This window comes from Heyndrickxia faecalis (genome assembly GCF_040267745.1).
Classification (GTDB): domain Bacteria; phylum Bacillota; class Bacilli; order Bacillales; family Bacillaceae_C; genus Weizmannia; species Weizmannia faecalis.
Genome location: NZ_CP158453.1, coordinates 1,053,121 through 1,079,292, shown reverse-complemented (window position 1 = coordinate 1,079,292; position 26,172 = coordinate 1,053,121). Strand labels below are relative to the sequence as shown.

23 protein-coding genes and 1 pseudogene are annotated in these 26,172 nt (G+C 47.4%); 3 read left to right on the top strand and 21 right to left on the bottom strand.

Features of this window, described 5'->3' with window-relative positions:
• Window positions 1–7: 7 nt before the first annotated feature.
• From rnr to fdhF, 15 genes are all read right to left on the bottom strand, one after another.
• Window positions 8–2,296 (bottom strand): ribonuclease R, encoded by a 2,289-nt coding sequence (gene rnr / locus ABR335_RS04980; RefSeq protein WP_350346628.1) that lies wholly within the window; start codon window positions 2,294–2,296, stop codon window positions 8–10.
• Window positions 2,297–2,323: 27 nt separating this feature from the next.
• Window positions 2,324–3,073 (bottom strand): alpha/beta hydrolase, encoded by a 750-nt coding sequence (locus tag ABR335_RS04975; protein ID WP_013860182.1) that lies wholly within the window; start codon window positions 3,071–3,073, stop codon window positions 2,324–2,326.
• A gap of 194 nt (window positions 3,074–3,267) precedes the next feature.
• Window positions 3,268–3,501, bottom strand: a complete 234-nt coding sequence (gene secG, locus ABR335_RS04970; RefSeq protein WP_017551316.1) for a preprotein translocase subunit SecG — start codon at window positions 3,499–3,501, stop codon at window positions 3,268–3,270.
• A gap of 226 nt (window positions 3,502–3,727) precedes the next feature.
• Window positions 3,728–5,023, bottom strand: coding sequence for a phosphopyruvate hydratase (eno, locus tag ABR335_RS04965; RefSeq protein ID WP_350346627.1), 1,296 nt, complete (start codon window positions 5,021–5,023; stop codon window positions 3,728–3,730).
• A 228-nt stretch (window positions 5,024–5,251) separates the two neighbouring features.
• Window positions 5,252–6,787 carry a 2,3-bisphosphoglycerate-independent phosphoglycerate mutase gene (gene gpmI, locus ABR335_RS04960; protein ID WP_017551318.1) on the bottom strand — a complete coding sequence of 512 codons (1,536 nt, stop codon included), beginning with the start codon at window positions 6,785–6,787 and terminating at the stop codon, window positions 5,252–5,254.
• Window positions 6,780–7,541 carry a triose-phosphate isomerase gene (gene tpiA, locus ABR335_RS04955; RefSeq protein WP_013860187.1) on the bottom strand — a complete coding sequence of 254 codons (762 nt, stop codon included), beginning with the start codon at window positions 7,539–7,541 and terminating at the stop codon, window positions 6,780–6,782. The genes gpmI and tpiA overlap by 8 nt, the downstream gene beginning before the upstream one ends.
• Window positions 7,542–7,567: 26 nt before the next feature.
• On the bottom strand, window positions 7,568–8,752 hold the full coding sequence (locus ABR335_RS04950) for a phosphoglycerate kinase (protein ID WP_017551319.1): 1,185 nt from the start codon (window positions 8,750–8,752) through the stop codon (window positions 7,568–7,570).
• Window positions 8,753–8,841: 89 nt separating this feature from the next.
• Window positions 8,842–9,849 carry a type I glyceraldehyde-3-phosphate dehydrogenase gene (gap, locus tag ABR335_RS04945; protein WP_017551320.1) on the bottom strand — a complete coding sequence of 336 codons (1,008 nt, stop codon included), beginning with the start codon at window positions 9,847–9,849 and terminating at the stop codon, window positions 8,842–8,844.
• Between the two features lie 65 nt (window positions 9,850–9,914).
• Entirely contained in the window at window positions 9,915–10,943 is a 1,029-nt protein-coding gene (locus ABR335_RS04940; RefSeq protein ID WP_017551321.1) for a sugar-binding transcriptional regulator, read from the bottom strand.
• 135 nt (window positions 10,944–11,078) lie between these two features.
• Window positions 11,079–11,324: a glutaredoxin family protein gene (locus ABR335_RS04935; RefSeq protein ID WP_014097470.1), complete on the bottom strand. Its 246-nt coding sequence runs from the start codon at window positions 11,322–11,324 to the stop codon at window positions 11,079–11,081.
• A gap of 193 nt (window positions 11,325–11,517) precedes the next feature.
• Window positions 11,518–12,852, bottom strand: a complete 1,335-nt coding sequence (rpoN, locus tag ABR335_RS04930; protein WP_017551322.1) for an RNA polymerase factor sigma-54 — start codon at window positions 12,850–12,852, stop codon at window positions 11,518–11,520.
• Window positions 12,853–13,051: 199 nt separating this feature from the next.
• A complete protein-coding gene (locus ABR335_RS04925) occupies window positions 13,052–13,177 on the bottom strand; it encodes a hypothetical protein (RefSeq protein WP_014097468.1) in 126 nt (41 codons plus the stop codon).
• A 14-nt stretch (window positions 13,178–13,191) separates the two neighbouring features.
• On the bottom strand, window positions 13,192–13,410 hold the full coding sequence (locus tag ABR335_RS04920; RefSeq protein ID WP_014097467.1) for a heavy-metal-associated domain-containing protein: 219 nt from the start codon (window positions 13,408–13,410) through the stop codon (window positions 13,192–13,194).
• Window positions 13,403–13,909, bottom strand: coding sequence for a DUF1641 domain-containing protein (locus ABR335_RS04915; RefSeq protein ID WP_014097466.1), 507 nt, complete (start codon window positions 13,907–13,909; stop codon window positions 13,403–13,405). The genes ABR335_RS04920 and ABR335_RS04915 overlap by 8 nt, the downstream gene beginning before the upstream one ends.
• Window positions 13,910–13,980: 71 nt before the next feature.
• Complete coding sequence (fdhF, locus tag ABR335_RS04910; RefSeq protein ID WP_017551324.1) at window positions 13,981–16,974, bottom strand: formate dehydrogenase subunit alpha; 2,994 nt, start codon at window positions 16,972–16,974, stop codon at window positions 13,981–13,983.
• A gap of 129 nt (window positions 16,975–17,103) precedes the next feature.
• Here fdhF and ABR335_RS04905 point away from each other — a divergent pair, with 129 nt between their 5' ends.
• A complete protein-coding gene (locus ABR335_RS04905; protein ID WP_014097463.1) occupies window positions 17,104–17,322 on the top strand; it encodes a PCI domain-containing protein in 219 nt (72 codons plus the stop codon).
• Between the two features lie 308 nt (window positions 17,323–17,630).
• Here the strand turns inward: ABR335_RS04905 and ABR335_RS04900 are convergent, their stop codons facing one another.
• From ABR335_RS04900 to ABR335_RS04880, 4 genes are all read right to left on the bottom strand, one after another.
• Complete coding sequence (locus tag ABR335_RS04900) at window positions 17,631–18,929, bottom strand: globin-coupled sensor protein (protein ID WP_017551326.1); 1,299 nt, start codon at window positions 18,927–18,929, stop codon at window positions 17,631–17,633.
• A gap of 240 nt (window positions 18,930–19,169) precedes the next feature.
• Window positions 19,170–19,403, bottom strand: a complete 234-nt coding sequence (locus tag ABR335_RS04895; RefSeq protein WP_017551327.1) for a hypothetical protein — start codon at window positions 19,401–19,403, stop codon at window positions 19,170–19,172.
• A 230-nt stretch (window positions 19,404–19,633) separates the two neighbouring features.
• Window positions 19,634–20,548 carry a DUF4351 domain-containing protein gene (locus tag ABR335_RS04885; RefSeq protein WP_350346626.1) on the bottom strand — a complete coding sequence of 305 codons (915 nt, stop codon included), beginning with the start codon at window positions 20,546–20,548 and terminating at the stop codon, window positions 19,634–19,636.
• A 210-nt stretch (window positions 20,549–20,758) separates the two neighbouring features.
• Window positions 20,759–22,855: a transglycosylase domain-containing protein gene (locus tag ABR335_RS04880; RefSeq protein WP_350346625.1), complete on the bottom strand. Its 2,097-nt coding sequence runs from the start codon at window positions 22,853–22,855 to the stop codon at window positions 20,759–20,761.
• A 228-nt stretch (window positions 22,856–23,083) separates the two neighbouring features.
• On the opposite strand from ABR335_RS04880, the gene ABR335_RS04875 reads away from it, so the two are divergent.
• Both ABR335_RS04875 and ABR335_RS04870 read left to right on the top strand, forming a co-directional pair.
• The gene (locus ABR335_RS04875) at window positions 23,084–23,587 is read left to right on the top strand and encodes a universal stress protein (RefSeq protein ID WP_350346624.1); all 504 of its coding nucleotides are present in this window, start codon (window positions 23,084–23,086) and stop codon (window positions 23,585–23,587) included.
• A 298-nt stretch (window positions 23,588–23,885) separates the two neighbouring features.
• Window positions 23,886–23,966 (top strand): annotated as a pseudogene (locus tag ABR335_RS04870) (YjcZ family sporulation protein); the annotation flags it as partial.
• 139 nt (window positions 23,967–24,105) lie between these two features.
• On the opposite strand, the gene ABR335_RS04865 reads toward ABR335_RS04870, so the two are convergent.
• Both ABR335_RS04865 and ABR335_RS04860 read right to left on the bottom strand, forming a co-directional pair.
• Complete coding sequence (locus ABR335_RS04865; protein WP_017551330.1) at window positions 24,106–25,122, bottom strand: ABC transporter ATP-binding protein; 1,017 nt, start codon at window positions 25,120–25,122, stop codon at window positions 24,106–24,108.
• A 132-nt stretch (window positions 25,123–25,254) separates the two neighbouring features.
• Window positions 25,255–26,163, bottom strand: a complete 909-nt coding sequence (locus ABR335_RS04860) for a C40 family peptidase (protein ID WP_350346623.1) — start codon at window positions 26,161–26,163, stop codon at window positions 25,255–25,257.
• Window positions 26,164–26,172 lie beyond the last annotated feature (9 nt).

Genomic DNA, 26,172 nt, shown 5'->3' with positions numbered 1-26,172 from the left:
AATCCGGTTACCTTCGATTTGCTTTTTTCTTTTTCGGCGGCCTTGTCGCCCAGTCTTCGCCGGCATGGCGCGTTTTTTGCGGCCGGGCAGAATGGGCGCCGCGCACTTTGACGATCTTTTTCGGGCGTTCTTCCGTTTTTTCGCGGCGGTTGTTTTTCATGCCGACAATTTCAAAATCAATATTGTGTTCGTCTTTGTTCACATTGAGCACGCGGACGCGGATTTCATCGCCAATGCGGAATACATTTCCTGTCCGCTCGCCGATCATGGCATATTGCCGCTCATTGTAATGGTAATAGTCATCTGTCATATAGCTGACATGGACAAGCCCTTCAATGGTGTTCGGCAGTTCGACAAACATGCCGAAATTCGTAACCGAGCTGATAATCCCATCGAACTCTTCCCCAATTTTGTCTTCCATAAATTCGGCCTTTTTCAGCTCATCCGTATCCCGTTCAGCTTCTACTGCCCGGCGTTCCATTTTCGAGGCATGGTCCGCAATTTCCGGCAGCAATGCTTTCCATTTTTCTTTTGTCTTTTCATCCAATTTTCCGCTGATCAAATAAGCGCGGATCAACCGGTGGACAATCAGGTCCGGATAACGACGGATCGGCGAGGTGAAATGCGTGTAAAATTTCGTTGATAAGCCGAAGTGGCCAATGCATTCCGGATCGTACTTCGCCTGCTGCATCGACCGCAGCATGACCGTCGACACGACCATTTCCTCAGGCCGCCCGGAAACCGTATCAATGATTTCCTGCAGCGCGCGCGGATGCACTGAATTGGCTGTGCCGCGCACAATCAGGCCGAAGTTGGTAATAAATTCAAAGAACCGCTGCAGTTTCTCCGCTTTCGGCTCTTCGTGGATCCGATAAATAAACGGCACGTCCAGCCAGTAAAAATGTTCGGCAACCGTTTCGTTGGCAGCAAGCATAAATTCCTCGATCAGCTTTTCTGCAACCGACCGCTCACGCAACACAACATCCGTTGGTTTGCCCTTTTCATCGACAATGACTTTTGCTTCTTTAAAATCAAAATCAATAGCGCCGCGCTCCATCCTTTTTTTGCGCAAAATCTCCGCGAGTTCGGCCATTTGTTCAAACATTGGAACGAGCGGCTCATAGTGTTTTCTAAGCGCTTCGTCGCGGTCGACAAGGATTTTATTAACGTCCGCATACGTCATCCGCGCGGTCGTTTTGATGATGCTTTCAAAAATTTCATGATGGACAACGTGGCCTGTTTCATCAATTTCCATTTCGCATGACAGCGTAAACCGGTTGACTTGCGGATTCAGGGAACAGATGCCGTTTGATAAACGGTGCGGGATCATCGGGATGACGCGGTCAACAAGGTACACGCTCGTCCCGCGTTCAAATGCTTCACGGTCAATCGGTGATCCTTCCCGTACATAATGGCTAACATCTGCGATATGGACGCCGAGCTTGTAATGGCCGTTTGCCAGTTTTTTCACGGTAACGGCATCATCGAGGTCTTTTGCATCGACCCCGTCAATCGTTACAATCATTTCCCCGCGCAAATCACGGCGGCTGCCAATCTCGTTCTCATCAATTTCTTCCGGCACCCGGTTTGCCTGTTCGAGCACTTCATCCGGAAATGCCTGGGGCAGCCCGTACTGATGGATAATCGACAAGATATCGACACCGGGATCATTTTTATGGCCGAGAATTTTGATGATTTCGCCTTCCGCATTTTTCGTGCCTTCCGGATAGGCGGTAATATGGACAATCACTTTATGGCCTTCGACAGCACCGCCGTTTGCTGTTTTCGGAATAAAAATATCGCTGCCGAACCGTTTGTCATCGGGTACGACAAATCCGAAATGTTTGCTTTCGACGTATGTGCCGACAAGTTCTGTCTGGCCGCGCTCAAGAATGCGCACAACGGTTCCTTCCTGGCGCTGGCCTGAGCTTTTGGTGGACACACGGACAATAACGGTGTCTCCATTTAATGCATGGTTCGTTTCATGCGGCGGGATAAAAATGTCGTCCATCCCGGGTTCATCGGGTGCGACAAAAGCAAAGCCTTTCGGGTGGCCGATCAGTTTCCCGCGTACGAGATTCATTTTTTCCGGCAGGCCGTAACGGTTGCTTCGCGTGCGGACAATGAGGCCTTTTTCCTCCATATAAACGAGCACTTTTACAAATGCTTTGAACTCGGAAGAATCGTCAATGCCGAACGCTTTTTCCAGTTCCTGAACCGTCAGCGGCTTGTACGTCTCTTCTTTCATATAAGATAAAATTTTTTCAACATCTTGCTGTAGTTGGTCTTGTTCCATTTATTTCCCTCCTTTTTCGGGAAAATTTTAAACCGACCAGTCAAGCGACTCCAGAAATGTGTATACATCTTCGTGAAGTTGGTCTTTTTCGCCATCGAGTGTAATGACATGGCCGGAGTTCTCATACCATTTGAGTTGCTTATGGTCTGTTTCCACTTCTGAATAAATAATATTGGCGCTTTCCGGGCGGATCATTTCATCATGGCGCGCTTGTACGACAAAAACAGGCGCATAAATGTGATCGACATGGTTGCGCACATCCTGAATAAGCTCTTGCAGCGATTGCAGCGTATGCATCGGCGTTTTTTTAAATTCCCGCATTTCCTGTTCGATCTGCGCTTCGCTTTTCCCTTCGAACTGTTTATATTTGCGGGCATACGCAACCACGCCTTCATACATCGTTTGCTCGCTTTTTATGTACATGGGCGCGCACATGGTGATAATTCCCTTTACAGGTACAGTGTAACCTAATTTTAAGGAAAATACCCCGCCCAGTGACAATCCGGCCACTGCAATTTCATGATACCCTTTTTCTTTCAATAACTGGTAGCCGTTCATGACATCCTGCCACCAGTCGCTTGGGCCCGTATGCAAAAGATTTTCAGGCGGTACCCCGTGCCCTTTATATTGCGGCGCATGGCAAGTGTATCCTTTTTTTTCAAGGAAGCGCCCGAGCATCCTGACATCGGCGCTGCTTCCGGTAAATCCGTGCAAAAGCAGTACAGCCCTCTTGCCGGCTTCAAATAAAAACGGTTTGGGTGGTACAATTCTCATCATCCGTAAAAAACGCCTCTTTCCTGCTGTTTTTCTTTGGGGCCTTTGTTCATTTTATTTGTAACAAAGACGTTTCGGAATTGCCAGCAATCCGCATAAAAATACCCGGCCTGGATTTTGGGACCGGGATGGGTGTCTTAAAGTTTACAGGCATGTGCGGATAAGGCTTCTGAATAAGTTGCCTGATTTGCATACCCTTATAGGTTTACATATGCAAGTCCGATGGCCAGCAGGAAAAATAAAACAGCGAGCACAATCGTAATCCTGTGTAAGATCAGGTCAATACCACGCACTTTTTGTTTCCCGAAAAGCTGTTCAGCACCGCCGGAAATGGCGCCGGACAATCCCGTGCTTTTCCCGGGCTGGAGCAGAATGACTGCAATCAACAGAATTGAATCGATGATTAGTAACGTTAATAACAATGTATGCACAACTGCACACCTCCTGAGACGGGCAATACCTAATCTTGAGTGTACCATATTGGAGAGCGGGGTTCAACTACATTGGAACAATTGTCCGAAAAGGAACAGCGTCTTCCTGATCCGGCCCCCGTTTTGTCTTTTAGGGGTCCGGTGATGAAGGACGTTTTTTGGGTTCCGGGTTTTCCCATACAATCAAAAACTGCCCGGCTCTCACCGGGCAGCGTACCAAAGCCAATTATTTTTTCAAGTTGTAGAAAGTTTTTTTGCCAAGGAACTCGGCTGTTTCAGCCAGTTCGTCTTCGATGCGGAGCAATTGGTTGTATTTTGCTACGCGGTCGGTACGGGATGGCGCACCTGTTTTGATTTGGCCGGCGTTTGTTGCAACGGCGATGTCCGCAATGGTGCTGTCTTCTGTTTCGCCAGAACGGTGGGAAACAATTGCAGTATAGCCTGCACGTTTTGCCATTTCAATCGCATTGAAAGTTTCCGTCAAAGTACCGATTTGGTTTACTTTGATCAGAATGGAGTTGCTAATGCCTTCTTCAATACCACGGGCAAGTTTTTCAGTATTGGTTACGAACAGGTCGTCGCCCACCAATTGGACTTTCTTGCCAAGGCGTTCTGTTAACATTTTGAAGCCTTCCCAGTCATTTTCATCCAAACCGTCTTCAATGGAGATGATTGGGTATTTCGAAATTAATTCTTCATACCAGTTGACCATTTCTTCAGCAGTCAAAGCTTTGCCTTCGCCGGCTAAATGGTATTTATGGTCTTCGTCGCTGTAAATTTCGGAAGATGCAACGTCCATTGCAAGCAAAACTTGTTCGCCTGGTTTGTAGCCGGCTTTTTCGATGGCTTCAATAATGGTAGAAAGGGCTTCTTCATTCGATTTCAAGTTTGGTGCAAAACCGCCTTCGTCCCCGACAGCAGTATTATAACCTTTTGCTTTCAAAACAGAACGCAGGTTGTGGAAAATTTCAGCACCCATGCGCAACGCTTCTTTGAAAGTCGGAGCGCCGGCAGGCATGATCATGAATTCCTGAATGTCCACGTTGTTGTCAGCATGCGCACCGCCGTTTAAGATGTTCATCATCGGAACCGGCAGTTGTTTTGCGTTGAATCCGCCAAGGTATTTGTACAAAGGCAAATCCAATTCGTTTGCTGCAGCACGGGCAACAGCAAGGGAAACGCCAAGGATGGCATTTGCGCCAAGTTTGCCTTTGTTCGGTGTGCCGTCAAGTTCGATCATTGCTTTATCAACGCCGACTTGGTCAAATACATCGTAACGGCCGATAATCGCTTCAGCGATCGTGTCGTTCACATTTTTAACAGCTGTTTCGACACCTTTACCGAGGAAACGGCTTTTGTCGTTGTCACGGAGTTCAACGGCTTCGTATTCACCTGTAGAGGCACCGCTTGGCACCAATGCGCGGCCAAAACCGCCGTCTTCTGTGTAAACTTCTACTTCAACAGTTGGGTTGCCGCGCGAGTCCAATACTTCGCGTGCATAAACATCAGATATTAAAGACATCTTCTTATCTCTCCTTTTTCAATGCATAAATGGGGTTTTCATCACTTTGCCCGGCACTTTCCAGGCATGGCGCTAAGGGCACGTCTGCGGGAAATTTTCCCGGCATGCCCCCGGGTGTCATCCCTTTCCATGCCGCAGCACCTTCCAGGCATGGCGCTCCCGTTTTTAGGGCGTCACTTTCAACGCATTTGGCCCGATTTTCCTTTTATCAGGCTTCCCCACACAGGGTCATTTTTTAATCAGGCTTGTGCCTGTCATTTCTTTCGGTTTTTCAATGTTCAGCAGATCAAGCATGGTCGGTGCCAAGTCGGCAAGAATACCGCCGTCACGCACTTCAACGCCTTTTTTCGTGATGATGACCGGAACCGGGTTTGTCGTATGGGCTGTCATCGGTTTGCCTTCCGGTGTCAGCACTTCATCCGAGTTACCGTGGTCCGCCGTGATAATGGCATAGCCGCCTTTTTCAAGGATCAGGTCCACGACTTTGCCGAGGCATTCATCGACTGCTTCGATCGCTTTAATGGTTGGTTCCAGCATGCCGGAGTGGCCGACCATATCCGGGTTTGCAAAGTTCAAAATGATGGCATCTTGTTTGTCATTCCGAATTTGCTCCAGCAAAGCATCCGTTACTTCATAGGCGCTCATTTCCGGTTGCAAGTCATATGTTGCCACCTTAGGGGAGTGAATTAAAATTCTTTCTTCCCCTGGAAATGGTTCATCACGCCCGCCGTTCATAAAGAACGTCACATGCGGATATTTTTCAGTTTCTGCAATCCGCAGCTGTTTTAACCCGTGCTGTGCCAATACTTCGCCGATTGTATTGTCAAGGCCGACCGGTTTGAAGGCAACATAGCCTTTGACCGTTTCCGAAAAATGCGTCATGCAGACGAAGTACAAATCTTTCGGATGATTCGGGCCGCGGTCAAATGCACGGTAATCTTCATTCGTAAAAGCATTTGAAATTTGGATGGCACGGTCCGGGCGGAAGTTGTAGAAAATGACCGAATCATGGTCCTGAACCGTTGCCACCGGTGAGCCGTCTTCTTTTGTAATCACAGAAGGAATAACGAATTCATCAAAGATCCCGTTTTTATAGGAATCTTCAATCACCGCCATTGGGTTCGGATATTTCGGGCCTTCGCCGTATGCCATGGCGCGGTACGCTTTTTCCACACGGTCCCAGCGCTTGTCACGGTCCATGGAATAGTAACGGCCGGTAATCGTTGCGAATTCGCCGACACCGTATTCTTTGAATTTTTCTTCTGTTGCTTTGATGTATTTTTCCGCTGTTTTCGGGCCCACGTCACGGCCATCAAGGAATGCATGGACGTATACTTTTTTCACACCTTGATCGGCTGCGAATTTCAACAGCGCGAACATATGGCGGATATGGCTGTGCACGCCGCCGTCCGACAACAAGCCGAATAAGTGAAGGCTTGTCCCGTGTTTTTTCACATTTTCAACCGCGCCGAGGAAGGTTTCGTTCTTTTCAAACTCGCCTTCTTTGATCGACATGTCTACGCGCGTCAGATTTTGGTAAACGATACGCCCTGCACCGATGTTTGTATGGCCGACTTCCGAGTTCCCCATCTGGCCATCAGGAAGGCCGACGGATTCGCCGCTTGCGCCGAGCTGATTGTGCGGGAACTCTTTCCAGTAACGGTCAAAATTTGGTTTTTTTGCTTGGGCTACAGCATTGCCGTATGTTTCTTTCCGGCAGCCGAAGCCGTCTAAGATGATTAATGCCACAGGTGCTTTACTCATGGCTTACCGCCTCCAATAATTGCAAATAAGATTGCGGGTCAAGGCTTGCGCCGCCCACTAATGCACCGTCAATATCCGGTTGTTCCATGAATTCTTTAATGTTGCCGGGTTTTACACTGCCGCCGTATTGAATTCGGACACTGTCAGCAACATCCTGGCTGAATTGGTCCGCGATGGCACTGCGGATATAGGCACAAACTTCGTTGGCATCTTCGGCAGTCGAAGATTTGCCTGTTCCGATTGCCCAGATTGGTTCATAGGCAACGACAACCTGTTTTGCCTCGTCGCCGGAAAGCCCGGAAAAAGCAGCTTTTACCTGTGAGCCGACGATTTGTTTTGTTTCATTGTTTTCCCGTTGTGCCAGTGTTTCTCCCACGCATACGATTGGTGTTAAATGATGGGCAAAAGCAGCTTTCACTTTCTTATTGACTGCTTCATCCGTTTCATTAAACATTTCACGGCGTTCAGAGTGTCCCAGTATGACATATTCAACATGCAAATCCGCGAGTGCAACCGGGCTGATCTCGCCTGTAAAAGCACCGCTTTCTTCATAGTGCATGTTTTGGGCGCCAATTTTTACGCGGGTGCCTTTTGTTGCTTCCACCAGGCGTTCCAAAAAGAGCGCAGGCGCACAGATGACGCTGTCGACAACAGATTCGCCAGGTACCGAATGTTTTACCTCTTCGACAAAAGCCAGCGCTTCCGGCAAGGTTTTATTCATTTTCCAGTTCCCCGCAATGATCGGTTTACGCAATAAGGACACTCCCTTTCCTGATAAAATTATTTGTCATTTAAAGCTGCGACGCCAGGAAGTGTTTTCCCTTCCATAAATTCAAGCGATGCGCCGCCGCCCGTTGAAATATGGTCCATTTTTTCTGCCAGATGGAATTTTTCAACAGCTGCCGCAGAGTCGCCGCCGCCGATGATGCTGTAAGTGCCGGTTGCAGCCGCGAGCGCTTCTGCAACGCCTTTTGTCCCGTTGGCATACGCGTCCATTTCGAATACGCCCATCGGTCCGTTCCAAATGACGAGTTTCGATTCTTTGATGACTTTGGCATACAGTTCAACCGTTTTCGGGCCGATGTCAAGTGCCTGCCAGTCAGCCGGAATTTCTTCAATTGCTACTTCTTTTTTGTTGGCCGTTTCGGAGAATTCGTCTGCTACGACCGCATCAACCGGCATATAGAAGTTGACGCCTTTTTCTTTCGCCTTTGCCATAAAAGATTTTGCAAGGTCAATTTTGTCTTCTTCAAGCAGCGATTTGCCGATTTCATGGCCTTGTGCTTTGACGAACGTATAAGCAAGGCCGCCGCCGATGATCAGGTTGTCGACTTTATCCAGCAAATTGTCGATGACGCCGATTTTGTCTTTGACTTTCGCGCCGCCGATAATGGCAGTAAAAGGGCGTTCCGGATTGGACAATGCTTTGCCGAGCACATCGAGTTCTTTTTGCATTAAAAAGCCGGATACTGCAGGAAGGTAGTGGGCGATGCCTTCCGTTGATGCATGTGCGCGGTGTGCAGCACCGAAAGCATCATTGACATAAAGGTCAGCAAGTGCAGCAAATTCTTTTGCCAGTTCCGGATCATTTTTTTCTTCGCCAGGGTAGAAACGGACGTTTTCAAGCAAAAGCACGTCGCCGTTTTCCATTTTCGCGATTTCCGCCTTAACCGATTCGCCGTAAGCTTCATTTGCTTTTTTGACGTCTTTTCCAAGCAGTTCACTCAGGCGTTTTGCAACCGGCGTGAGGCGCAGTTCTTCAACAACCTGGCCCTTAGGACGGCCGAGGTGGCTGGCAAGAATGACTTTCGCGCCGTTTTCCACCAAATATTTGATCGTTGGAAGGGCAGCGCGGATCCTTGTGTCATCCGTTACATTGCCGTCTTTTAACGGAACATTGAAGTCGACGCGGCAGAAAACGCGTTTGCCTTGCAATTCAACATCTTTAATCGATTTTTTGTTCATGGCAAAACGAACCTCCTTTTGTTTTACAGGCATTGAAAAAAGGGAGAGGGGATTCTTCCCCACCCCCCTGCAACGTTTTATCGTTCAAATTAAAGGCCTTTAGAAGCGATGTATTCAACAAGGTCAACAACGCGGTTGGAATAACCGAATTCGTTGTCATACCAGGAAATGACTTTCACCATGTTGCCTTCGATAACCATTGTGGATAATGCATCAATGGTCGAAGAAACAGTTGTATGGTTGTAGTCACGGGATACAAGCGGTTCTTCGCTGTAAGCGAGGATGCCTTTCAATTCGCCTTCAGCCGCTTCTTTCAATGCTGCGTTTACTTCTTCAACCGTTACGTTTTTGCCAAGTTCAGCAACAAGGTCAACAACAGAAACGTTTGGAGTCGGAACGCGCATAGCCATACCGTTCAATTTGCCTTTCAGTTCAGGCAATACAAGTGCAACTGCTTTGGCAGCACCGGTTGTGGTCGGGATGATGCTTTGTGCAGCTGCACGCGCACGGCGGTAGTCTTTGTGCGGCAAGTCAAGAATTTGCTGGTCGTTTGTGTAAGAGTGAACAGTTGTCATCATACCGCGTTTGATTTCGAATTTTTCATGCAGCACTTTTGCAAACGGCGCCAGGCAGTTTGTTGTGCAGGATGCATTCGAAATGACATTATGTTTTGCAGGATCGTATTTGTCTTCGTTAACACCCATAACGATCGTGATATCTTCGTTTTTAGCCGGAGCAGAAATTACAACTTTTTTCGCGCCTGCTTCCAAGTGTTTTGCTGCAGCATCACGGTTTGTGAAACGGCCTGTGGATTCAACAACAACGTCAACACCGAGGTCGCCCCATCCGAGATTTGCAGGTTCGCGTTCAGCCAAAACTTTTACTTTATGGCCGTCTACAACAATGGAATCACCGTCAACAGTGACTTCTTCTTCGAGGTTGCCATGAACTGAGTCATATTTTAACAAGTGTGCAAGCATTTTTGCATCTGTCAGGTCATTGATTGCGACGATTTCAACATTAGGATTGCCTAGAGCAGCACGGAATACGTTACGTCCGATACGTCCAAATCCGTTAATACCAACTTTAACTGCCATTTGTATTTCCTCCTTGAGTCGTAAAGATTTTATATTTCAAAAGGGTTATCCCTTTTAAAAACAGGTTAGCGCCAAGCGAGAATTTGTTTTGCCGCCCCTTCGTCCGTAATCAGAACAGTGGATTCCGGCTTCGTGTTCATGTAGGCTTTAATGGCCTTTGCCTTGGATGCCCCGCCGGCAACCGCAAAAATATGGCGGATCTGGTGTAAATCTTCAAGTTGCAGGCCGATCGTCCGGACCTTGTGAACAATTTCACCATGTTCATTAAAATAGTACCCGAACGCTTCGCCGACTGCATGTCCGCGGATGATTTTCTCCATCTCTTCTTTTCCGGTCTTGCGGCGCTCTGCCATCGTCATGGCTTCGCCAATGCCGTGCAGCACAATATCCGCTTGTTTAATAAGGGTAAGAACTTCTTTAATGGACGGCTCATTTACGACCGATTTGTACACTTCCGGGCTGACCTGGTCAGGCACATATAATACCCTGTGTTTTCCGCCGGTCCTTTCCGCCATTTTTGCGCAGATCGTGTTGGCCTGGTTTGCGACATCTTCACCGATCCCGCCTCTGGCCGGCACGAACAGCAGCTGCCTCTTGGCACTGATATCGGGAGTTAACACATCTGCGACTGCGGCCATTGTCGATCCTCCGGTTACAGCGATTATATTGTTTCCCGTTAAGGCGGCTTTCATTCTTACAGCACAAGCCCTTCCAAGCTCGTTTTTCACCCACGGTTCTTTATCGCTGTCCCCTTGAACCACGACCACGTCTTCGAGGCCCAAAGCTTGTTTCAGCTTTTCTTCCGTTTCATTTATACCCGATATTTCTCTCATCATGCTTTCCATATTTTGTAATAAGGCAGCACCGTCATTTGTCACCGACATGCCCGAGGGTTTTACGTCAATGAGCTTTTGATTTTTCAAAAAATCCGTTTCGCTCCTCAGTACGCGTTCTGACATGCCGAGCATTTGCGCCAATGTTCTTCTTCCGACCGGTTCCGCAAAAGAAATGGAACGAAGGATCCGGTACCGTTTTTGCATGACAGCGAGGATATCGGGGTATAATTTTTTTTGAACCTCTATCAACGATCGCATAGATGATGTACTCCCTTAAATAATTATGTAGGTCGTGTTGAGTCCCATAGAGACATTTTTTGTCCCACATGCTTCAAAAAAAATTACCCTCGCTACATGTTTCATTCTAGCAGGATAAATTTTGCATTTCAACTATTATTGCTCATGAATTTCATGTAAGCGCTCCTTTATGGCAAAAAGGTGAATCCGCCCATATCCGAGCAGTTCCCCTTTGTACTCGATAACCGGGATCATAAGGCCGTATTTTTCCGTCCATGCATCGCACGCTTCGATGTCTTTTTCAATCAGCCGGAACGGGATTTCCTTTTGCAGGAGTTGCAGCTGTTCTTTTGCTTCCGCACAAAGCGGGCATTGTTTTCTTGTATATAGCACCAGTTCCATTTTAAAATCCTCCCCCTTTCCGGCCATTCGTGGCAGGCACATGGGCTGTGCTCCCGACCCGATATACCCAAATGCCTGATCCGTTATTTATTTATTTCAAAGTGTGTGCGAAATTTGCCCGTTCCCGTCCGATTCGTCCTTTTTTGCCGGCGGATGAAACGCGAAACTTCCGTTTTGAAAAAATATTCCCGGCTTATTCGTACCTTTTTCTTTTGGAAGATGACGGAATGCCGAGCTGTTCGCGGTATTTCGCCACTGTCCGGCGCGAGATTTCAAACCCTTTTTCATTTAATACGGTCACAATCGCCTGGTCGGAAAGCGGCTTCCGCTTGTCTTCCCCGCTTATAAGTGCTGAAATTTCATTTTTGACCTCGGCGCTTGATGCTGCTTCTTCCCCGCCGGCAGAACGAACCGGCAAGGCGGTCGTGAAAAATGTTTTTAATGGGAAAGTCCCGAATGGCGTTTCCATATACTTTTCTCTCACTGCACGGCTCACCGTCGACTCGTGCATCCCGATGTCATCCGAAATTTCTTTCATCGTAAGCGGCTTCAAATGCCCTTTTCCATATAAAAAGAAATCCCGCTGTTTTTCAAGCAGTGCTGCGCCGACTTTTAGCAGCGTTTCTTTCCGGCTTTCGATGCTTTTTCGGATCCAGTAATATTCCTGCGTTTTTTCTTTTAAATAACGGGTGACGCCGGCATCTCCGGCCGGGTTCATGCTTGCATAACTTTCATTCAAACGGAGTTTTGGAACCTGGTTTTCTACAAGATACAATTCGAGCTTTCCCGCATGATTTTTGACCAAAAGATCGGGAACGATGTATTGCGGCCGATCTGCCATAAAACCGGATCCAGGACGCGGGTTTAACGTCTGCACATAATCAGATACCCGCTGGATTTCCTGCAGGGATATATCAAGTTTTTTCGCAATGCCTCTCCATTTTTTTTCGGCAAAATCGAGAAAATGGCGGCTGATCAATTCTTCCGCATGCCCGGGCGCATCCGGATCCCTTTTTATCTGGATCAGTAGACATTCCTGAAGCGATCTTGCGCCGATTCCGGCCGGATCCAGCGACTGGAGAATGCCAAGTGCTTTTTCGGCGTCTTCTTCGGAAATGGCAGCCATTTTTGCCGCTTCCTGAACCGAGATGGCAAGGTAGCCGTTTGCATCCAGATGGCGCGCATAAAGTTGGACCGCTTTCAAAATCTTGTTTGATAACGCTTTCATATCCAATTGGCTGATCAAAAAGTCTGGAAGTGTTTCCGTCTGTGCAGGAATTTGTTCAATCCAGTTTTTGTCCTGGCTTTTTTTCTGCCCCTTTACACGGCTCAGCCCGGAAAAACGGGAATCGACCAGTTTAATATTGGCGCTGGACAGTTCGATGAGAGGATTTTCCGCAGCTTTTTCTTCCAAAAAAGATGCGAGCTCCTGGGATGAGAACTGAAGAACCTCGATTGCTTGTTTTAATTCCTGGGTCATTGCCAGTTTCATTGACTGCTTTTGCCACAATCCGACTTGAAGATCCATAACATTCCCCCCTTGGCAATGATAAAAGGCTTCTCTTGCTATTGTCTTTTATTTTACAACATTTTTGTGTTTTAGTATATGCAATGGCAAGAAGTCCCATGCTTCCGGGGATATGGGCAGCCGGCAAACGCAGACGCCATTTTTTTTGCCGGAAAATTTGCGCACATAAATGGCGTTGCGGTGCCGCAACGCCATTTGCTTAATTTTCTTCTTCAAAATCGAATTTCCGGTCGGTCCGGCAGTTTTCACAGACATAAAGCACTCTTCTTGATTCCGCTTCGTTTTCTTCCGGTGTTTGGGAACCGCAGATTTCGCATACTTTCAAGTGCCTTCCTCCTTTTATGGTTCCATCATTTCAGCACGGTAACCCTGCTCCGTCACGGCTTGCATCATATCGTGGCAGGATGCCGATTGGTCATTATAGGTAAAAGTCGCTTCTTTTCTTGCCAAACTGATTTCAATATCGCGGACGCCCCAGACTTCATTCAGGGCGCGGCGGACTTTGGCGGCATCTTCTTCATTCACCATATCACTTACTTTCAACATCCCTTTAGCCAATGTCCGTTCCTCCTTCAGGAAGCGAATGGTTTTGCTCCATGGCTTCCCCCATCCCCGCCAAAATGCTTGTCATCATGGCAAGCGACCGTTTCACTTCCGGGGAGCGCATGCTTTTTCCGAGCTTCCACAGACTCTCCTGGCCCCCGGATTGGGCTGCTTTTTCAAACCCGCTCGTGATGCCTGACAAGATCGTTTGCAGTTGTTCCGGATCGATGGCGCCTAAAAATTTAAATACGTTCATCCCGTTTTTGACGACATGGTACATGGTGGGCTGGTTTAGTTGCCCTAAGGCAATTTCGGCAACGTCAACGCGGTTTTGGAGCAAACCTTCCATCGCATTAAGCACGCCCATGCCATCCAGCTGTTTGATGATCTCTAACAGTTTAATCAGTGATTCCCCGTTTTCGGCGGCTGCCTTTACAACCGCCGACAGAGAGGCTGCCTGCCATTCTTCCGGGGCCGGATCCACTTGTTTAATTTGCCTGATCGCCTTCGCCATATGCTTTCCCTCCCGGCTTTATTAATTTCACGGCCGGAACAGAGCCTTCCCGTCCGCGGATTTCTTTCTCATTACCGGCCCGTCCCGTTTGCCTGATCACCTTCGCCATATGCTTTTCCTCCCGGTGAAAATAATGCCGTGATCGGGATAAAGTCATCCCGCTTCCATTTTTCTTCCACTCTTACACTGATTTGCGGAATCCGATTGCCATAACGGTGGTTCACCTTTGGCAGCGGCGGTTTTCCTTTTTCCTCTAAAATCTCCATTTTTACGCCCATTTCTTTATAGTTCGGGGTATGGGTCACCCTGTCATGATAGCTGCTCGTCAGCCGGTTCACCATTTCATCCTCTTTCCGGGCGTTCATCGTTAAGTACAATTCTTTTCCTTGTACCCGCCCGGTCACAACGGCCCGTACTTTCACCTTTCCGTAAGGCGATGTCAGCCGTACAAGCGCCCCGTCTTTTATCCCCCGTTCACTTGCTGCCTCCGGTGAAATCTCAAGCCACGGCTCCGGCACTTTGTGATGGATGCCCGGAGAACGGTCCGTCAAATTCCCTTCATGGAACTGTTCCAGCAAGCGGCCGTTGTTAAGATGGTAATCAAATCCCTCCCCGGCTGAAAAAGGCGGTTCCCAGTCAACCGGTACCAGTCGGGCTTTACCGTCCGGAAAGGCAAAACGGTCTTGATATAGAAGCGGTGTGCTCGTACCGTCTTTTTTAACCGGCCATATTTGGCTGTTAAACCCTTCCAGTCTCTCGTAGCTGATGCCTGCAAAGTACTTTGCTAGGCTTGCCGCTTCTGCCATGATTTCGCCGGGGTGCTGGTAATGCCACTGGGCTCCCATTTTGTTCGCGAGCTCCTGAAAGATGACCCAATCCGGCTTCGATTCACCCATCGGTTCAAATACCTGGTAAAAGCGCTGGATGCGCCGTTCCGTATTTGTAAACGTCCCTTCTTTCTCAAGGCTCGGCGCAGCCGGCAGGATCACATCGGCAAATTGGGCCGTTTTGCTGAAAAACACATCCTGTACAACAAAAAAGTCGAGCTTTTCCAGATGTTCTTCCACAAAATTAATATTGGAATCAACGATCGCCATTTCTTCACCGAACAGGTAGAGGCCCCGGAGCTTGCCGCTTTTTATCCCGCCGATCATTTGATGATTGTCAAGCCCCGGGTTTTCCGGAAGTTTGACCCCCCAAGCCTTTTCGTACCGTTCCCTCACTTCATTATCTTCTACTGGTTCGTAGCCCGGGAACCAAGCGGGCATCGTTCCAAAATCACAGGCGCCTTGCACATTGTTGTGCCCTCTGAGCGGATATGCCCCCGTCCCAGGGCGGCCGTAATTACCGGTAACCAATAACAAGTTGGAAATGGCCGTGCTTGCATCCGTCCCGCATGTGTGCTGGGTGATGCCCATCGCCCAAAGAATGCATACGGATTTGGCTTCATGGATCATCGTTGCCATTTTGATTAAGTTCTCTTTCGAAATGCCGGTTTTCTCCTCGGCAAACGCCAGCGTGTATTTTTCCAGTGAAGCTCTGAACTTGTCTAGCCCTTTGACCCTGGCTTCAAGAAATGCTTTGTCTTCCCAGCCCTGATCGAGAATGTATTTTGTCACGGCGTTAAGCCAAATCAAATCTGTGCTTGGCTTCGAATGAATAAATAAATTGGCGCGGCTGGCCAGTTCGTTTTCCCTTAAATCGACGACCATAAGCTTTTGTCCATGCAATTTGTGCGCCCGTTTAATGCGTGTCGCAAGGACAGGATGGGATTCGGCCGGGTTCGCCCCCACCGTAACCACCAAATCCGCCTGCTGGATATCCCGGATGGTGCCGGAGTCCCCGCCAATACCAACGGTCCGCAAAAGCCCTGACGTTGCCGGCGACTGGCAGTAACGCGAGCAATTATCCAGATTATTTGTACCGATGATCGCGCGGGCGAATTTTTGAAAGAGATAGTTTTCTTCATTCGAACATTTAGATGAAGCAATAAAGCCAAGCGCGTCCGGCCCGTGCTGTTCTTTTATTTCCTGCAATTTGCTTGCGATCAGATTCAGGGCTTCATCCCAGCTTGCTTCAACAAATTCTTCCCCTTTGCGGATCAACGGCTTTGTTAAACGTTCTTCGCTGTTGACGAAGTCCCACCCGAACTTTCCTTTGACACATGTCGAGATGCCGTTTACTGGCGCATGTTCCTGCGGCTCGACTTTTAAAATGTGGCGCCCTTTTGTCCAAATTTCAAAACTGCAGCCGACACCGCAATAGGTGCAAACGGTTTTCGTTCTTTTGATTCTCGATTTTCGCATTGCCGCTTCCATTTCGGATATTGCAAAAATCTCTTTATATCCCGGTTCGACTTCTTTAGTGAGATCGATCATCGGCTCCAGCACTTTTTGCGGAATGCCGGTTAAATACCCTGCTTCCCCGAGCATGGACTTTTCCATAAGCGCATTGCACGGGCAGACCGTGACGCAATGGCCGCAAGATACACAAGAGGACTCATCGATGGGAACATCATTGTCCCAGATCACTCTTGGCACTTCCCGGTCCCAGTCAATCGTCAATGTTTCATTGACTTGCAAATCCTGGCAGGCCTCAACACATCTTCCGCAAAGAATGCACTGGTCCGGTTCATAGCGGTAAAAAGGATGGGATTGGTCCGGCGGGTAGGGTTTAGCTTCAAACTGGTATTTTTGATGCTCGATTTCAAGATGCTCGGCCGTGTTATGGACAACACAATTGCCATTATTGTTGTCACACACGGTGCAATAAAGCTCGTGGTTTTTCAGAATCCGTGACATTGCTTCATATTGGGCATCTTTTACAGGTTTGGAACCGGACTCCACTTCCATTCCCGGCTCTACCTTGGTTGCACATGCCCGCACCAGATTCCCGTTTACGTTCACAAAACAGGTATCACAAGTTTGAATCGATCCGAGATTCGGATGGTAACAGATCGCGGGGATGTACATATCGTGGGCGTTGGCCACTTCCAAAATCGTTTGCCCTTTACGCGCCGCCAGTTCTTGCCCGTTTATTCGAATCGAAAAGGTTGCTTCTTCCATCATCGGTCCCCCAATCATGCCTTTTTTATTAGGATTGCCAATTGACTTTCTTCTATAACTGATTTGGGATTGTTTCTTTACCATTTTGCGTATAATAAAAGTAGATTTTTTTAAAAAGGGGATCAAACCATGGAACAAGCGGAATTGTTTGAACGAATCAAAAACATGATTATCTCATCCACAAAAGAACCGAAATATACTGCACTGTCTACTGTCAAGCTTGCCGATCTATTTGACACGGACCCTCGTGAAATAGAGAGGGTCATCGGGGAATTGGTTGAAAAAGGAAAACTGAAGAAATCCAAACTTGAGGAACCGCCGCACGCGGAAATCTATTCCTTGCCTTGACTTGTCCCGCTCCCTGCATCCGGCAAAGCGGTTTCGAAAAAATGAAAAAACATGGGTGTAAGCTTGCATAAGCCGGCTTTGGATGCTACCTTTAAGAAAGGGAAAGCTGCAAACGGTTTAAATGGCCGGAGCATTTTGTGTGGGGGAGGGGAATCTATGAACGGGTTTATGAAAAAACAATATTTACCTATGATAATCGTTGCCATCGCCTTGGGCATTGTGATGGCCCCATTTGTTTTAAACTTGATTGCCTATCTTGCTTTGCGATAAATTTTATTGGTAGTTTCTGTTAAAAAAGCGGGAATTTTTCAGATTCCCGCTGCATTGTGGAGTTTTTCAGCCGCGGCCGCGACCCCGGCGCTGGCTGTTTCAATTTCTTTTACAGTATTGACGAGTTCTGCTATATGGCCTTGGACGGTTAAAGCAGTTTGTTTGCTTTGTTTGACCGTGGCGGTAATTTGCTGGAACGATTGCCCTGCCTCTTCCGCGCTGCCCAATCCGGAGTGAATGGCGCTGTCAACTTGGATTAAAGAATTTTTAACATCCAAATTGTATTGCCCTGAGGCGGATAACATCGATTGGATCTGCCCTGCCAGCTTTTTCGTCTCCTCTGATAACTTCCGGATTTCTTGAGAGACAATCGAAAATCCTCTACCATACTCTCCGGCCCGTGCTGCCTCGATGGCTGAGTTTAACGCGAGCAGGTTGGTCTGGTCAGCGATCTCTTTCACAGACAGCACCACATCTTCAATCTGGCGGGAAGAGTCGCTCAGATTCTCGATCGTTTCCATCATTTCTTTTGTACGGGTGGCAATCATTTTGACATCGCGGATCAGGATGCCCAGCTTTTTTTGCCCCTCTGCTGCCGATGACTCGGCATAGCTTGCTTCCCGGCTGCTCTCAATAGCCATTTCATCCGTTTTTTGCAGATTGAAACCTAAAGATTCTACCGAAGCTTGGGTTTCCTCTGCCAGCGCAACCAAACCTTCACTGATTTGTACCATTTGTTCTTTCAAATCGTGCTGCCCGTTTTGATACTGCTCATTCAGTCTCCTGATCGTCTCATTTTCGTAAGCTTCAAGAACGATTTGTTGTTCAAAACTCAATATTTTGCTGATGGCAGCCGAGATGATCCGGACTTCTTCTTTCCTGCCGATTTCTTGAAAAAGGATATCGTTCAAGACATTTTGAATATTTTGGAAAGAACCGATATACCAGCCGTGTTCAAGGCCGATCCGGTAATGCGTGCTTGCAATCTGCAAGCGTTTTTCGACAAAATTTTTGTTGATGTTGCCTTGAAACATTTCAATAAGATGGACCCTTAACGTTTTTTGGAGCCGCTCAACCGTACTGTGTTTTTCAATGATATCCCTCAGCTCCTGCACTTGCAAAATCGCATCATAAAAGGCCTTGACAATTTTGTCAATATATTTTTGTACAAGGGGTTGTGCACTTTTTATGATTTTTAAATCTTCTTCTGTCAGGTGAATCAATTTCAATCGTTCCGGAATGCCAGGTTGATCGAGATCGATGGAAACCTCCATTTTTTCTGCATTTTCCAATACGCTGCTGTGTTTATCTGATTTCAACTTATAATACAGACCCATTCTGCCTTCCCTCCTATCGATGCCAGTCAAAAATGAACATCAGATACGCCCCACCTATGTCTTTAGACCTATTATACAATAATTTTTCCTTATTTCTATCTTTTCAATAAAAGAATCGTTCCCCTTTTTCTGTTGAAGCATTGTATGAGTGAGCGGGGTGAGGAGGAATGGCACAAGTTCTGAAAGGGAGGGGCTTATGTATAAGCCCCTCCCTGTTTTTTCGGTGATGGTGAAAAGCATTTACGGCTCCTGCCCTTCTACCTGCCTTTTGATTTTCATGATCTCATCTTCACTCAAGCCGGATGCTTGGGCAATGAGTTTCACATCCACTTGATTTTTTAACAAATTGACAATAAATCTTCTTAACCTTTCTTCACCTTCTTCTTTCCCCTTCTTATACCCGCGGTCAAAGTAAGAATTCGGCAAGTCTAAGACAACTTCTTTTCCATCCACACCGGGAAATTTGACTTCCATCTTATGAATACTCCAGTCGCTGTTTTATTTTTTCCACTTCTGTCTGGCTTAGGCCGGTCATCTCAACTATCAATTGTGGGTCCAGGCCATTCTTAAGCATCCTAACCACAATTGTTTGTAATAATTCCTTTCTCCCCTTTTCTACTCCTTCTTCTAATCCTTTTTATACCCGCGTTCAAAATAGGAGTTCGGCAATTTTAATACTTGCTCTGCTTCGTCATAGCTCAGGTTCAAGGCTTTTCCCCTTCTATCTGCCTTTTGATTTTCATGATCTCGTCTTCACTCAAGCCAGATGCCTGGGCAATGACCTTCACATCCACTTGATTTTTTAACAAGTTGACAATAAATCTTCTTAATCTTTCTTCACCTTCTTCTCTTCCTTCCTCTTTCCCCTTCTTATACCCGCGATCAAAGTAAGAATTCGGCAATTTCAATACTTGCTCCGCCTCGTCCGGGTCCAGCATTTTAATGTTTTCCATTACTTCCGCCTCCTCTTTTTCGTTCAATTTTAAATAATAATCAAAGAAACCGTATAGCAGCCTCATTTTTGCAGGGTCGAGTTCCATCCGGGCCAGCATCCGCAGAAACTCCAGTTTGACCTGCACCCGTTCTTTTTCTGTATACCCCATTTTGCTTAATAATGCCGCAGCAACAGGGTTGTCGCTCCGGATATAATTTCTCCAATTTTGCTTCATCAGATGAATGGATAAATAGTGAAAACGAAGAATTTCAATGGTGTGGAACGCAAAGGTGTATGTATCAGGGGTTTCTGTTTTCTCCTCGTAACTAAAAACGGCAATCGGCAATACCGGTTTCCGGTGCCGGAGACTGATCATCATGTAATAACGAAACATGCGTTCAGGAAAAGGCTTCTCGTAATACGACTGCGGCTCTACATGGATGAGAATCACGGTATCTTTGCCTTTTACCTTCGTTTCGGCAAGGATGTCAACCCGTTTTTGCTCACCGCCTGGAAAGTCCGTAAACTGTTCCTGCGACAAAAACCGCACCCGGCGGTAGTCGAGATCCGCTGCCACATCCGGGAAAAACGCCTCCATAAACTCCTGAAAAAAGTTTTGGATCAGCTCCTTAAAAAAACGATCATGCACGTGATAACCGGCATGTTTTTCCATTACCAATTCCAATGGCAGCACTACTTTTCTTATTTTTCAGTTTTATTTTATAGGACAAAAGTCCGTTTTTCAAGTACTTTTCACTCTCGTAAGCTGCCGAGTTTAACGGCAAACAGGGGAAAAACATGCAGTCCCCGCAATCCTTTTTAAAAGCAATCAATCATTAAAGCCGAAATGTCTCACCTTGATGGAAGACATTTCGGCTTTATAAGTGTGTACTGTTTATTGACCAAGAATCCCTTTCAGCTGCTTTTTAATCTTATCTGTCGCACCTTTCCAAAATCCTTGGTTATCCTCAATTTTTTTCTGCAATTTATCGGCTTGTTCTTTTATCGCTTCATCGATGTTTTGCAGTTTTTCTTTTAACGGGTTACCGTTTTCCTTCTGGTCATTGATGGATTCCACCCCGAAGTCACCCGGTTTTGTATATTTCAGTGTGGCATTCATCACACCATTGAAAACCGGCACAATGCCCTGTTCACTCAGACCGTATAAATAATGGTTCCGGTCTGTCTGGTCATATCCCATCCAGACCACCCCGACAAGATTTGGCGTATAGCCCGCAAACCATTGATCCATTGTACCGTCGACCCCGCTGAACGGCAATTGGGTGGAGCCTGTTTTTCCGGCAATTTTATAGCCGGGGACCGCTACCCCTTTGCCGGTTCCGGATTCCACAACGTTCAGCAGCATAGATGTCATTTCCTGGGAAACCTTTTTCGATATGACCCTTTCCTGCTTGTCTTTATGCTCTGCCAAAACTTTTCCGGTCGGGCTCACGATTTTTGTAATGATGTGCGCTTCGGAACGTTTTCCGTTGTTTGGAAACGTGGTGTAGGCCTCTGCAATGTCTTCGGGGGAAACGCCGTTTTGAATATTCCCGAGCGCAATGCCGAGCTGCTTATCCTTCTTTGTGACCGGGATGCCGAATTTTTTCGCCGACTCGTACCCTTTTTCCACCCCGATTTTATTCAACAGCCAGACAGCAGGAAGATTAAGCGATTTTTCGACCGCCATGTACATCGGCACTTTACCGAGATATTGGTTGTTATAGTTTTTCGGCGCATAACCGCCTTTAAACGTCATTTCTTTATCTTCTAGCATCGAGTCGGGGCTGTACCCTTCTTCAAGCGCCGGCGTATAAACGGTAATCGGCTTCATGATCGATCCGGGTTGCCGTTTCAGCTGCGTTGCCCTGTTGAAGCCGCGGAATACTTTTTCTCCCCTTCCTCCGACAAGCCCGCGGACGCCGCCGGTTGACGGATCTACAAGTATTGCGCCGCTTTGGATGATCTGACCGGATGTGCCGGAAGGAAAGAGTGATGATTGCTGGTAAACATTTTCCAATGCTTTTTGAATATTTTGATCCATGGCGGTATAAATTTTATACCCTCTTGTTAAGATCTCTTCTTGTGTCAGTCCATACTGATCGATTGCCTCGTCCAGCACCGCATCGACGTAATACGGGTATTTTCCTGTCAGTGCATCTGTTTTTTTATCTTTTAGCACAAGCTTTTCGCTTTTTGCCTGTTTATACTCGGATTGCGTGATCATCCCGTACTCTTTCATGGCGAAAAGCACGACATTACGGCGGTGAATGGCGCGTTTATAATGACGGTACGGGTCGAGTGCATTCGGTGAATTAACAAGGCCCGCCAAAGTTGCCGATTCGGATAAGTCCAGATCTTCCACGTCTTTTCCAAAATATTTATTGGCCGCTTTTTCAACACCCCAGGCGCCTTCCCCGAAATAGACCTGGTTTAAATACATCTCCAAAATTTCTTTTTTTGTGTAATGCTTCTCAATTTCAATCGCCAAAAAAAGCTCCTGAATTTTCCTTTTTAATGTCCGTTCCGGGGAAAGCAGCGCATTTTTCGTTAACTGCTGGGTAATGGTGCTTCCCCCGGCAGCCGCCCCTCCGATCCGGATATCTTTTAAAAGCGCGCTCAAGGTACCGATGATATCAAACCCGTGGTGTTTGTAGAAACGGTGGTCTTCGATGGCTACCACCGCATTTTGCAGGTCTTCCGGCATTTTTTTAATCGATACGCCTTCCGAGCGGTTTGCAGAAATTCTGCTTGCTGTGTCCCCGTCTTTGTCATAAATAACGGTCGTCTGTTCCAGCCCTTTTTTTAACTGCCCGACATTCGCGCTTTTTGCATAATAAGCAAAAAAAGCTAAAAAGCCAAGCAATGAAAGAGAAGCTGCCAGAATGATGATTTGAGTCATATGGGCTCTTTTCCAAATTTTTTTGAACCCGTCCCAAAACACCCGGAAATAAGGTTTGATTTTATCTATATAAGGTTTGAATTTGTTCATATCTGTTGATGTCCTCATCTTTCCCCAATCTGTGAACCTTCTATCTCAAACACCATGCTGATTTGCCCTTTAGCAAAAGGATATTATGAATGGCCGGAAAAATCAATGACGACTATAGAAAATACAGTGCTTTAAAACCGTAAAAATGCACTGAAACCGTTTTTTTCCTTCTGGTTCCGGGTAAAGAAAAGAGGGTGTTTCAAGCCATACATGAAAGGATGATGGTACATGTACAAGCATATTTCCATTGCATACGATGACTCAGAGGGGAGCCGGAAAGCGCTGGACAGAGCCTGTTCATTGGCCCTTGCCTTAAGAGATATAAAATTATCCGTTGTTTACGTGAACCAGGAAAGTGAAGTGGCAGCACCGGTACCGGATGAAAACATCGGCGTGCCGCCAACCATTTCCGTGCCGGGGCTGGACGGTAGGGTTTACCCGGTTGACCCACCGCCGGTTGATGAACCTTCCACACAGCAATTCATCTTAAACGATGCGGAGGAAGTCATGAATCATGCCCGCGAATTATTAGATGCAAAAGGGGTCAAAGCCGATACCCATATTTTAGAAGGCAAGGTGGCCGACAGCATCATTGATTTCGCCCGCAACGAGAATGTAGACTGCATCATTACTGGAAGCAGCGGAAAAAATGCTGCGAAAAGTCTATTCATTGGAAGTGTGAGCAAAAGCCTTGTAAAAAATGCGGAGGTGGATGTGCTTATCGTGAAATAACCAACCATCGGCACCGCTAATGGCAAAAATGGAAGGGAAACAACTATTTTGACAATAGACAAAAAATTGTATCCCTATAAACGATAACAGATTGGCAAACATGATCACATTCTGGTGGAAAACCGTGGCGGACGTACAGGAAAGTCGCAATTCCAGAATGCTTTTTTGTATTCTTTGATAAACGTCCAAACTTCTGTCTTCCGTCTTGCATACATTAACATTGCATGACGGAAAGATGGAGGTGAAAAATATGGGCTTTTGGGGCTGCGGATACGGCGGCTATGGCGGTGGCTATGGCGGCGGATACGGCAACAGCTTTGCGCTGATTGTTGTACTGTTTATTCTGCTGATTATTGTAGGTGCCGCATACCTGTTCTAAGAACCGAGGCCCGGCCTTATTGGGCTTGGGCCCGGCTTCTTTTTCCCAAACGCTTATAAGAAAACCATTCGTACGGTTTCTACATACCACTCCCGCGCTGTTCCACCGGCTTGCCGCAGCTGCATGTCTTTTCAAACAATCAAACTTTTCCTACCTGATTTGCACTGGAAGAAACGGTTGCTGCCGGACTGCCCTTTCCATCGTAAAGATGACATGCGACATAATGGTGGTCTTCAATCTCCAGCCATTCCGGTTTTACACTTGCACATATATCCATTGCTTTCGGGCATCTTGTCCGGAATACACACCCGCTCGGCGGCGTAACCGGGCTCGGGATTTCCCCTTTTAAAATAATTCTTTCCCTTTTATCTTCAATTTTCGGATCCGGAATCGGAATGGCCGACAGCAACGCTTTCGTGTAAGGATGCAGCGGTTTGCGGTACAGGCTCTTGCTCTCCGTCAATTCGACTAGATGGCCGAGATACATGACGCCGATCCGGTTGCTGATATGCTTTACCATCGATAAATCATGGGCAATAAACAAGTAGGTGAGGTTTTTTTCCCTTTGCAGTTTTTTCAATACATTGACAACTTGGGCCTGGACAGAAACATCCAGTGCGGAAATCGGCTCATCGCAAATCACAAACTCCGGGTCAAGCGCGAGCGCCCTTGCAATCCCGATCCGCTGCCGCTGCCCCCCGCTGAATTCATGCGGGTACCGGCCTGCATGCTCTCTGTTTAGCCCGACTTCTTCGAGCAATTCATATATTCTTTCAAGCTCTTCACGTTTGTTTTTATAAATGCCATGGACTTCAAGCGGTTCAGCAAGGATCTCGCGGACAGTGGAACGGGGATTCAGAGAAGCATACGGATCCTGAAAAATCATTTGGACATTTCTTTTCATCAGAAAGCGCTCCCGCTCATCCAGTGCGTGGATATCTTTGCCGCCGTAAAGGATTTGCCCTTCAGTTGGGGTGTAAATCCCCATCATCAGCCGCCCTGCCGTCGATTTTCCGCATCCCGATTCCCCGACAAGCCCGAACGTTTCCCCTTTATAAATATCAAAAGAAAGATCGTCCACCGCTTTTAAAAATTGTTTCTTTCCAATCTCAAAATATTTTTTGACATGCTTGACTTCCAACAGTTTTTCCATCATGGTGCACTCCCTTCACCCGGCTGCCGCAACCCGTATTGCTTTTGCGGCAGGTTTGCCGCATTCTTCCGGCCACCAACGCCGCGCTGCACTTCATTCGCAACCCGTGGCGTTACGGATTCCCATTGCGCGGCTTTACATCCAGTAACGCCGCGCACCGCATAGTTCTTTTTCGTAAATCGTTCCTTCCATATCCAGCAGTTCAACAGGCCGGCCTGTTTTCGGCGAGTGGAGCAGCTTCCCCTCCCCCGCATAAATCCCGACATGGTGGATGGCGCCTTTTCCTTCCTCATGGGCAAAAAATAAAAGATCGCCGGGTGTGATGCTTCCAAGCGGGACGGCTGCTCCTCCTTTTGCCTGTTCATGGGCGTCACGGGCAATGGTCCTGCCTGTCGCAGCAAGCACCATCGTATAGGAAAATCCTGAGCAGTCATAGCCGTATCCGCTCATGCCTCCCCATAAATACGGCAGGCCGAGAAACATTTTTCCTGCGTCAAGCATATACCTGTTCTGGCTGCCGGGACTGCTCCCCTTCAACTGCACATCTTGTTTTTTTAGCGATGCCGGGTTCCCGTGCACCGTTTTTACAACGAACTGGTCCTTTGTTTCATCCACTACAAAAAAGCGTGTTTGAAAGCTCACTTCAAATAAAGGGAGTTGATTTTCATCATAGAGCATTGCAAATGGTTTTTTGACGGCACAAACAGCAGCATCTTGCGGCCATCCTTCTCCCTGCTTCAGCTGGCAGCGGGGAACCCAGCCGGGATAGCCGTCCGGATGTTTGCTGGAAGGCTGTTCCGGAACAGAAATATACGCCCACTTCCCCTCTGTTTTGTGGACAATGACTTTCCGGCCGTAGAGCACCTGTGTCTGGATTTTATTTTTCCGCCAAAGTTCGTGCCGCTGTTCCAGTGAGAGGCTGGTGAGCCACTGCTTCATATTCGCCGGGTTCCGGAGGGCTTCTTCGTCTCCGGCACCCGGTGATTGTGCGGAAGTCCAAACGGTGGCGACAGGGGTATCTACCAAATAAACTTGCTTTCCCATGTTCAGCCC

What these genes read in the sequence shown, in the direction of transcription:
- rnr (WP_350346628.1), bottom strand. Translation starts at nt 2,296, where the DNA reads ATGGAACAAGACCAACTACAGCAAGATGTTGAAAAAATTTTATCTTAT.
- ABR335_RS04975 (WP_013860182.1), bottom strand. Translation starts at nt 3,073, where the DNA reads ATGATGAGAATTGTACCACCCAAACCGTTTTTATTTGAAGCCGGCAAG.
- eno (WP_350346627.1), bottom strand. Translation starts at nt 5,023, where the DNA reads ATGTCTTTAATATCTGATGTTTATGCACGCGAAGTATTGGACTCGCGC.
- gpmI (WP_017551318.1), bottom strand. Translation starts at nt 6,787, where the DNA reads ATGAGTAAAGCACCTGTGGCATTAATCATCTTAGACGGCTTCGGCTGC.
- ABR335_RS04950 (WP_017551319.1), bottom strand. Translation starts at nt 8,752, where the DNA reads ATGAACAAAAAATCGATTAAAGATGTTGAATTGCAAGGCAAACGCGTT.
- gap (WP_017551320.1), bottom strand. Translation starts at nt 9,849, where the DNA reads ATGGCAGTTAAAGTTGGTATTAACGGATTTGGACGTATCGGACGTAAC.
- ABR335_RS04940 (WP_017551321.1), bottom strand. Translation starts at nt 10,943, where the DNA reads ATGCGATCGTTGATAGAGGTTCAAAAAAAATTATACCCCGATATCCTC.
- ABR335_RS04935 (WP_014097470.1), bottom strand. Translation starts at nt 11,324, where the DNA reads ATGGAACTGGTGCTATATACAAGAAAACAATGCCCGCTTTGTGCGGAA.
- rpoN (WP_017551322.1), bottom strand. Translation starts at nt 12,852, where the DNA reads ATGGATCTTCAAGTCGGATTGTGGCAAAAGCAGTCAATGAAACTGGCA.
- ABR335_RS04915 (WP_014097466.1), bottom strand. Translation starts at nt 13,909, where the DNA reads ATGGCGAAGGCGATCAGGCAAATTAAACAAGTGGATCCGGCCCCGGAA.
- fdhF (WP_017551324.1), bottom strand. Translation starts at nt 16,974, where the DNA reads ATGGAAGAAGCAACCTTTTCGATTCGAATAAACGGGCAAGAACTGGCG.
- ABR335_RS04905 (WP_014097463.1), top strand. Translation starts at nt 17,104, where the DNA reads ATGGAACAAGCGGAATTGTTTGAACGAATCAAAAACATGATTATCTCA.
- ABR335_RS04900 (WP_017551326.1), bottom strand. Translation starts at nt 18,929, where the DNA reads ATGGGTCTGTATTATAAGTTGAAATCAGATAAACACAGCAGCGTATTG.
- ABR335_RS04895 (WP_017551327.1), bottom strand. Translation starts at nt 19,403, where the DNA reads ATGGAAGTCAAATTTCCCGGTGTGGATGGAAAAGAAGTTGTCTTAGAC.
- ABR335_RS04880 (WP_350346625.1), bottom strand. Translation starts at nt 22,855, where the DNA reads ATGAACAAATTCAAACCTTATATAGATAAAATCAAACCTTATTTCCGG.
- ABR335_RS04875 (WP_350346624.1), top strand. Translation starts at nt 23,084, where the DNA reads ATGTACAAGCATATTTCCATTGCATACGATGACTCAGAGGGGAGCCGG.
- ABR335_RS04865 (WP_017551330.1), bottom strand. Translation starts at nt 25,122, where the DNA reads ATGATGGAAAAACTGTTGGAAGTCAAGCATGTCAAAAAATATTTTGAG.
- ABR335_RS04860 (WP_350346623.1), bottom strand. Translation starts at nt 26,163, where the DNA reads ATGGGAAAGCAAGTTTATTTGGTAGATACCCCTGTCGCCACCGTTTGG.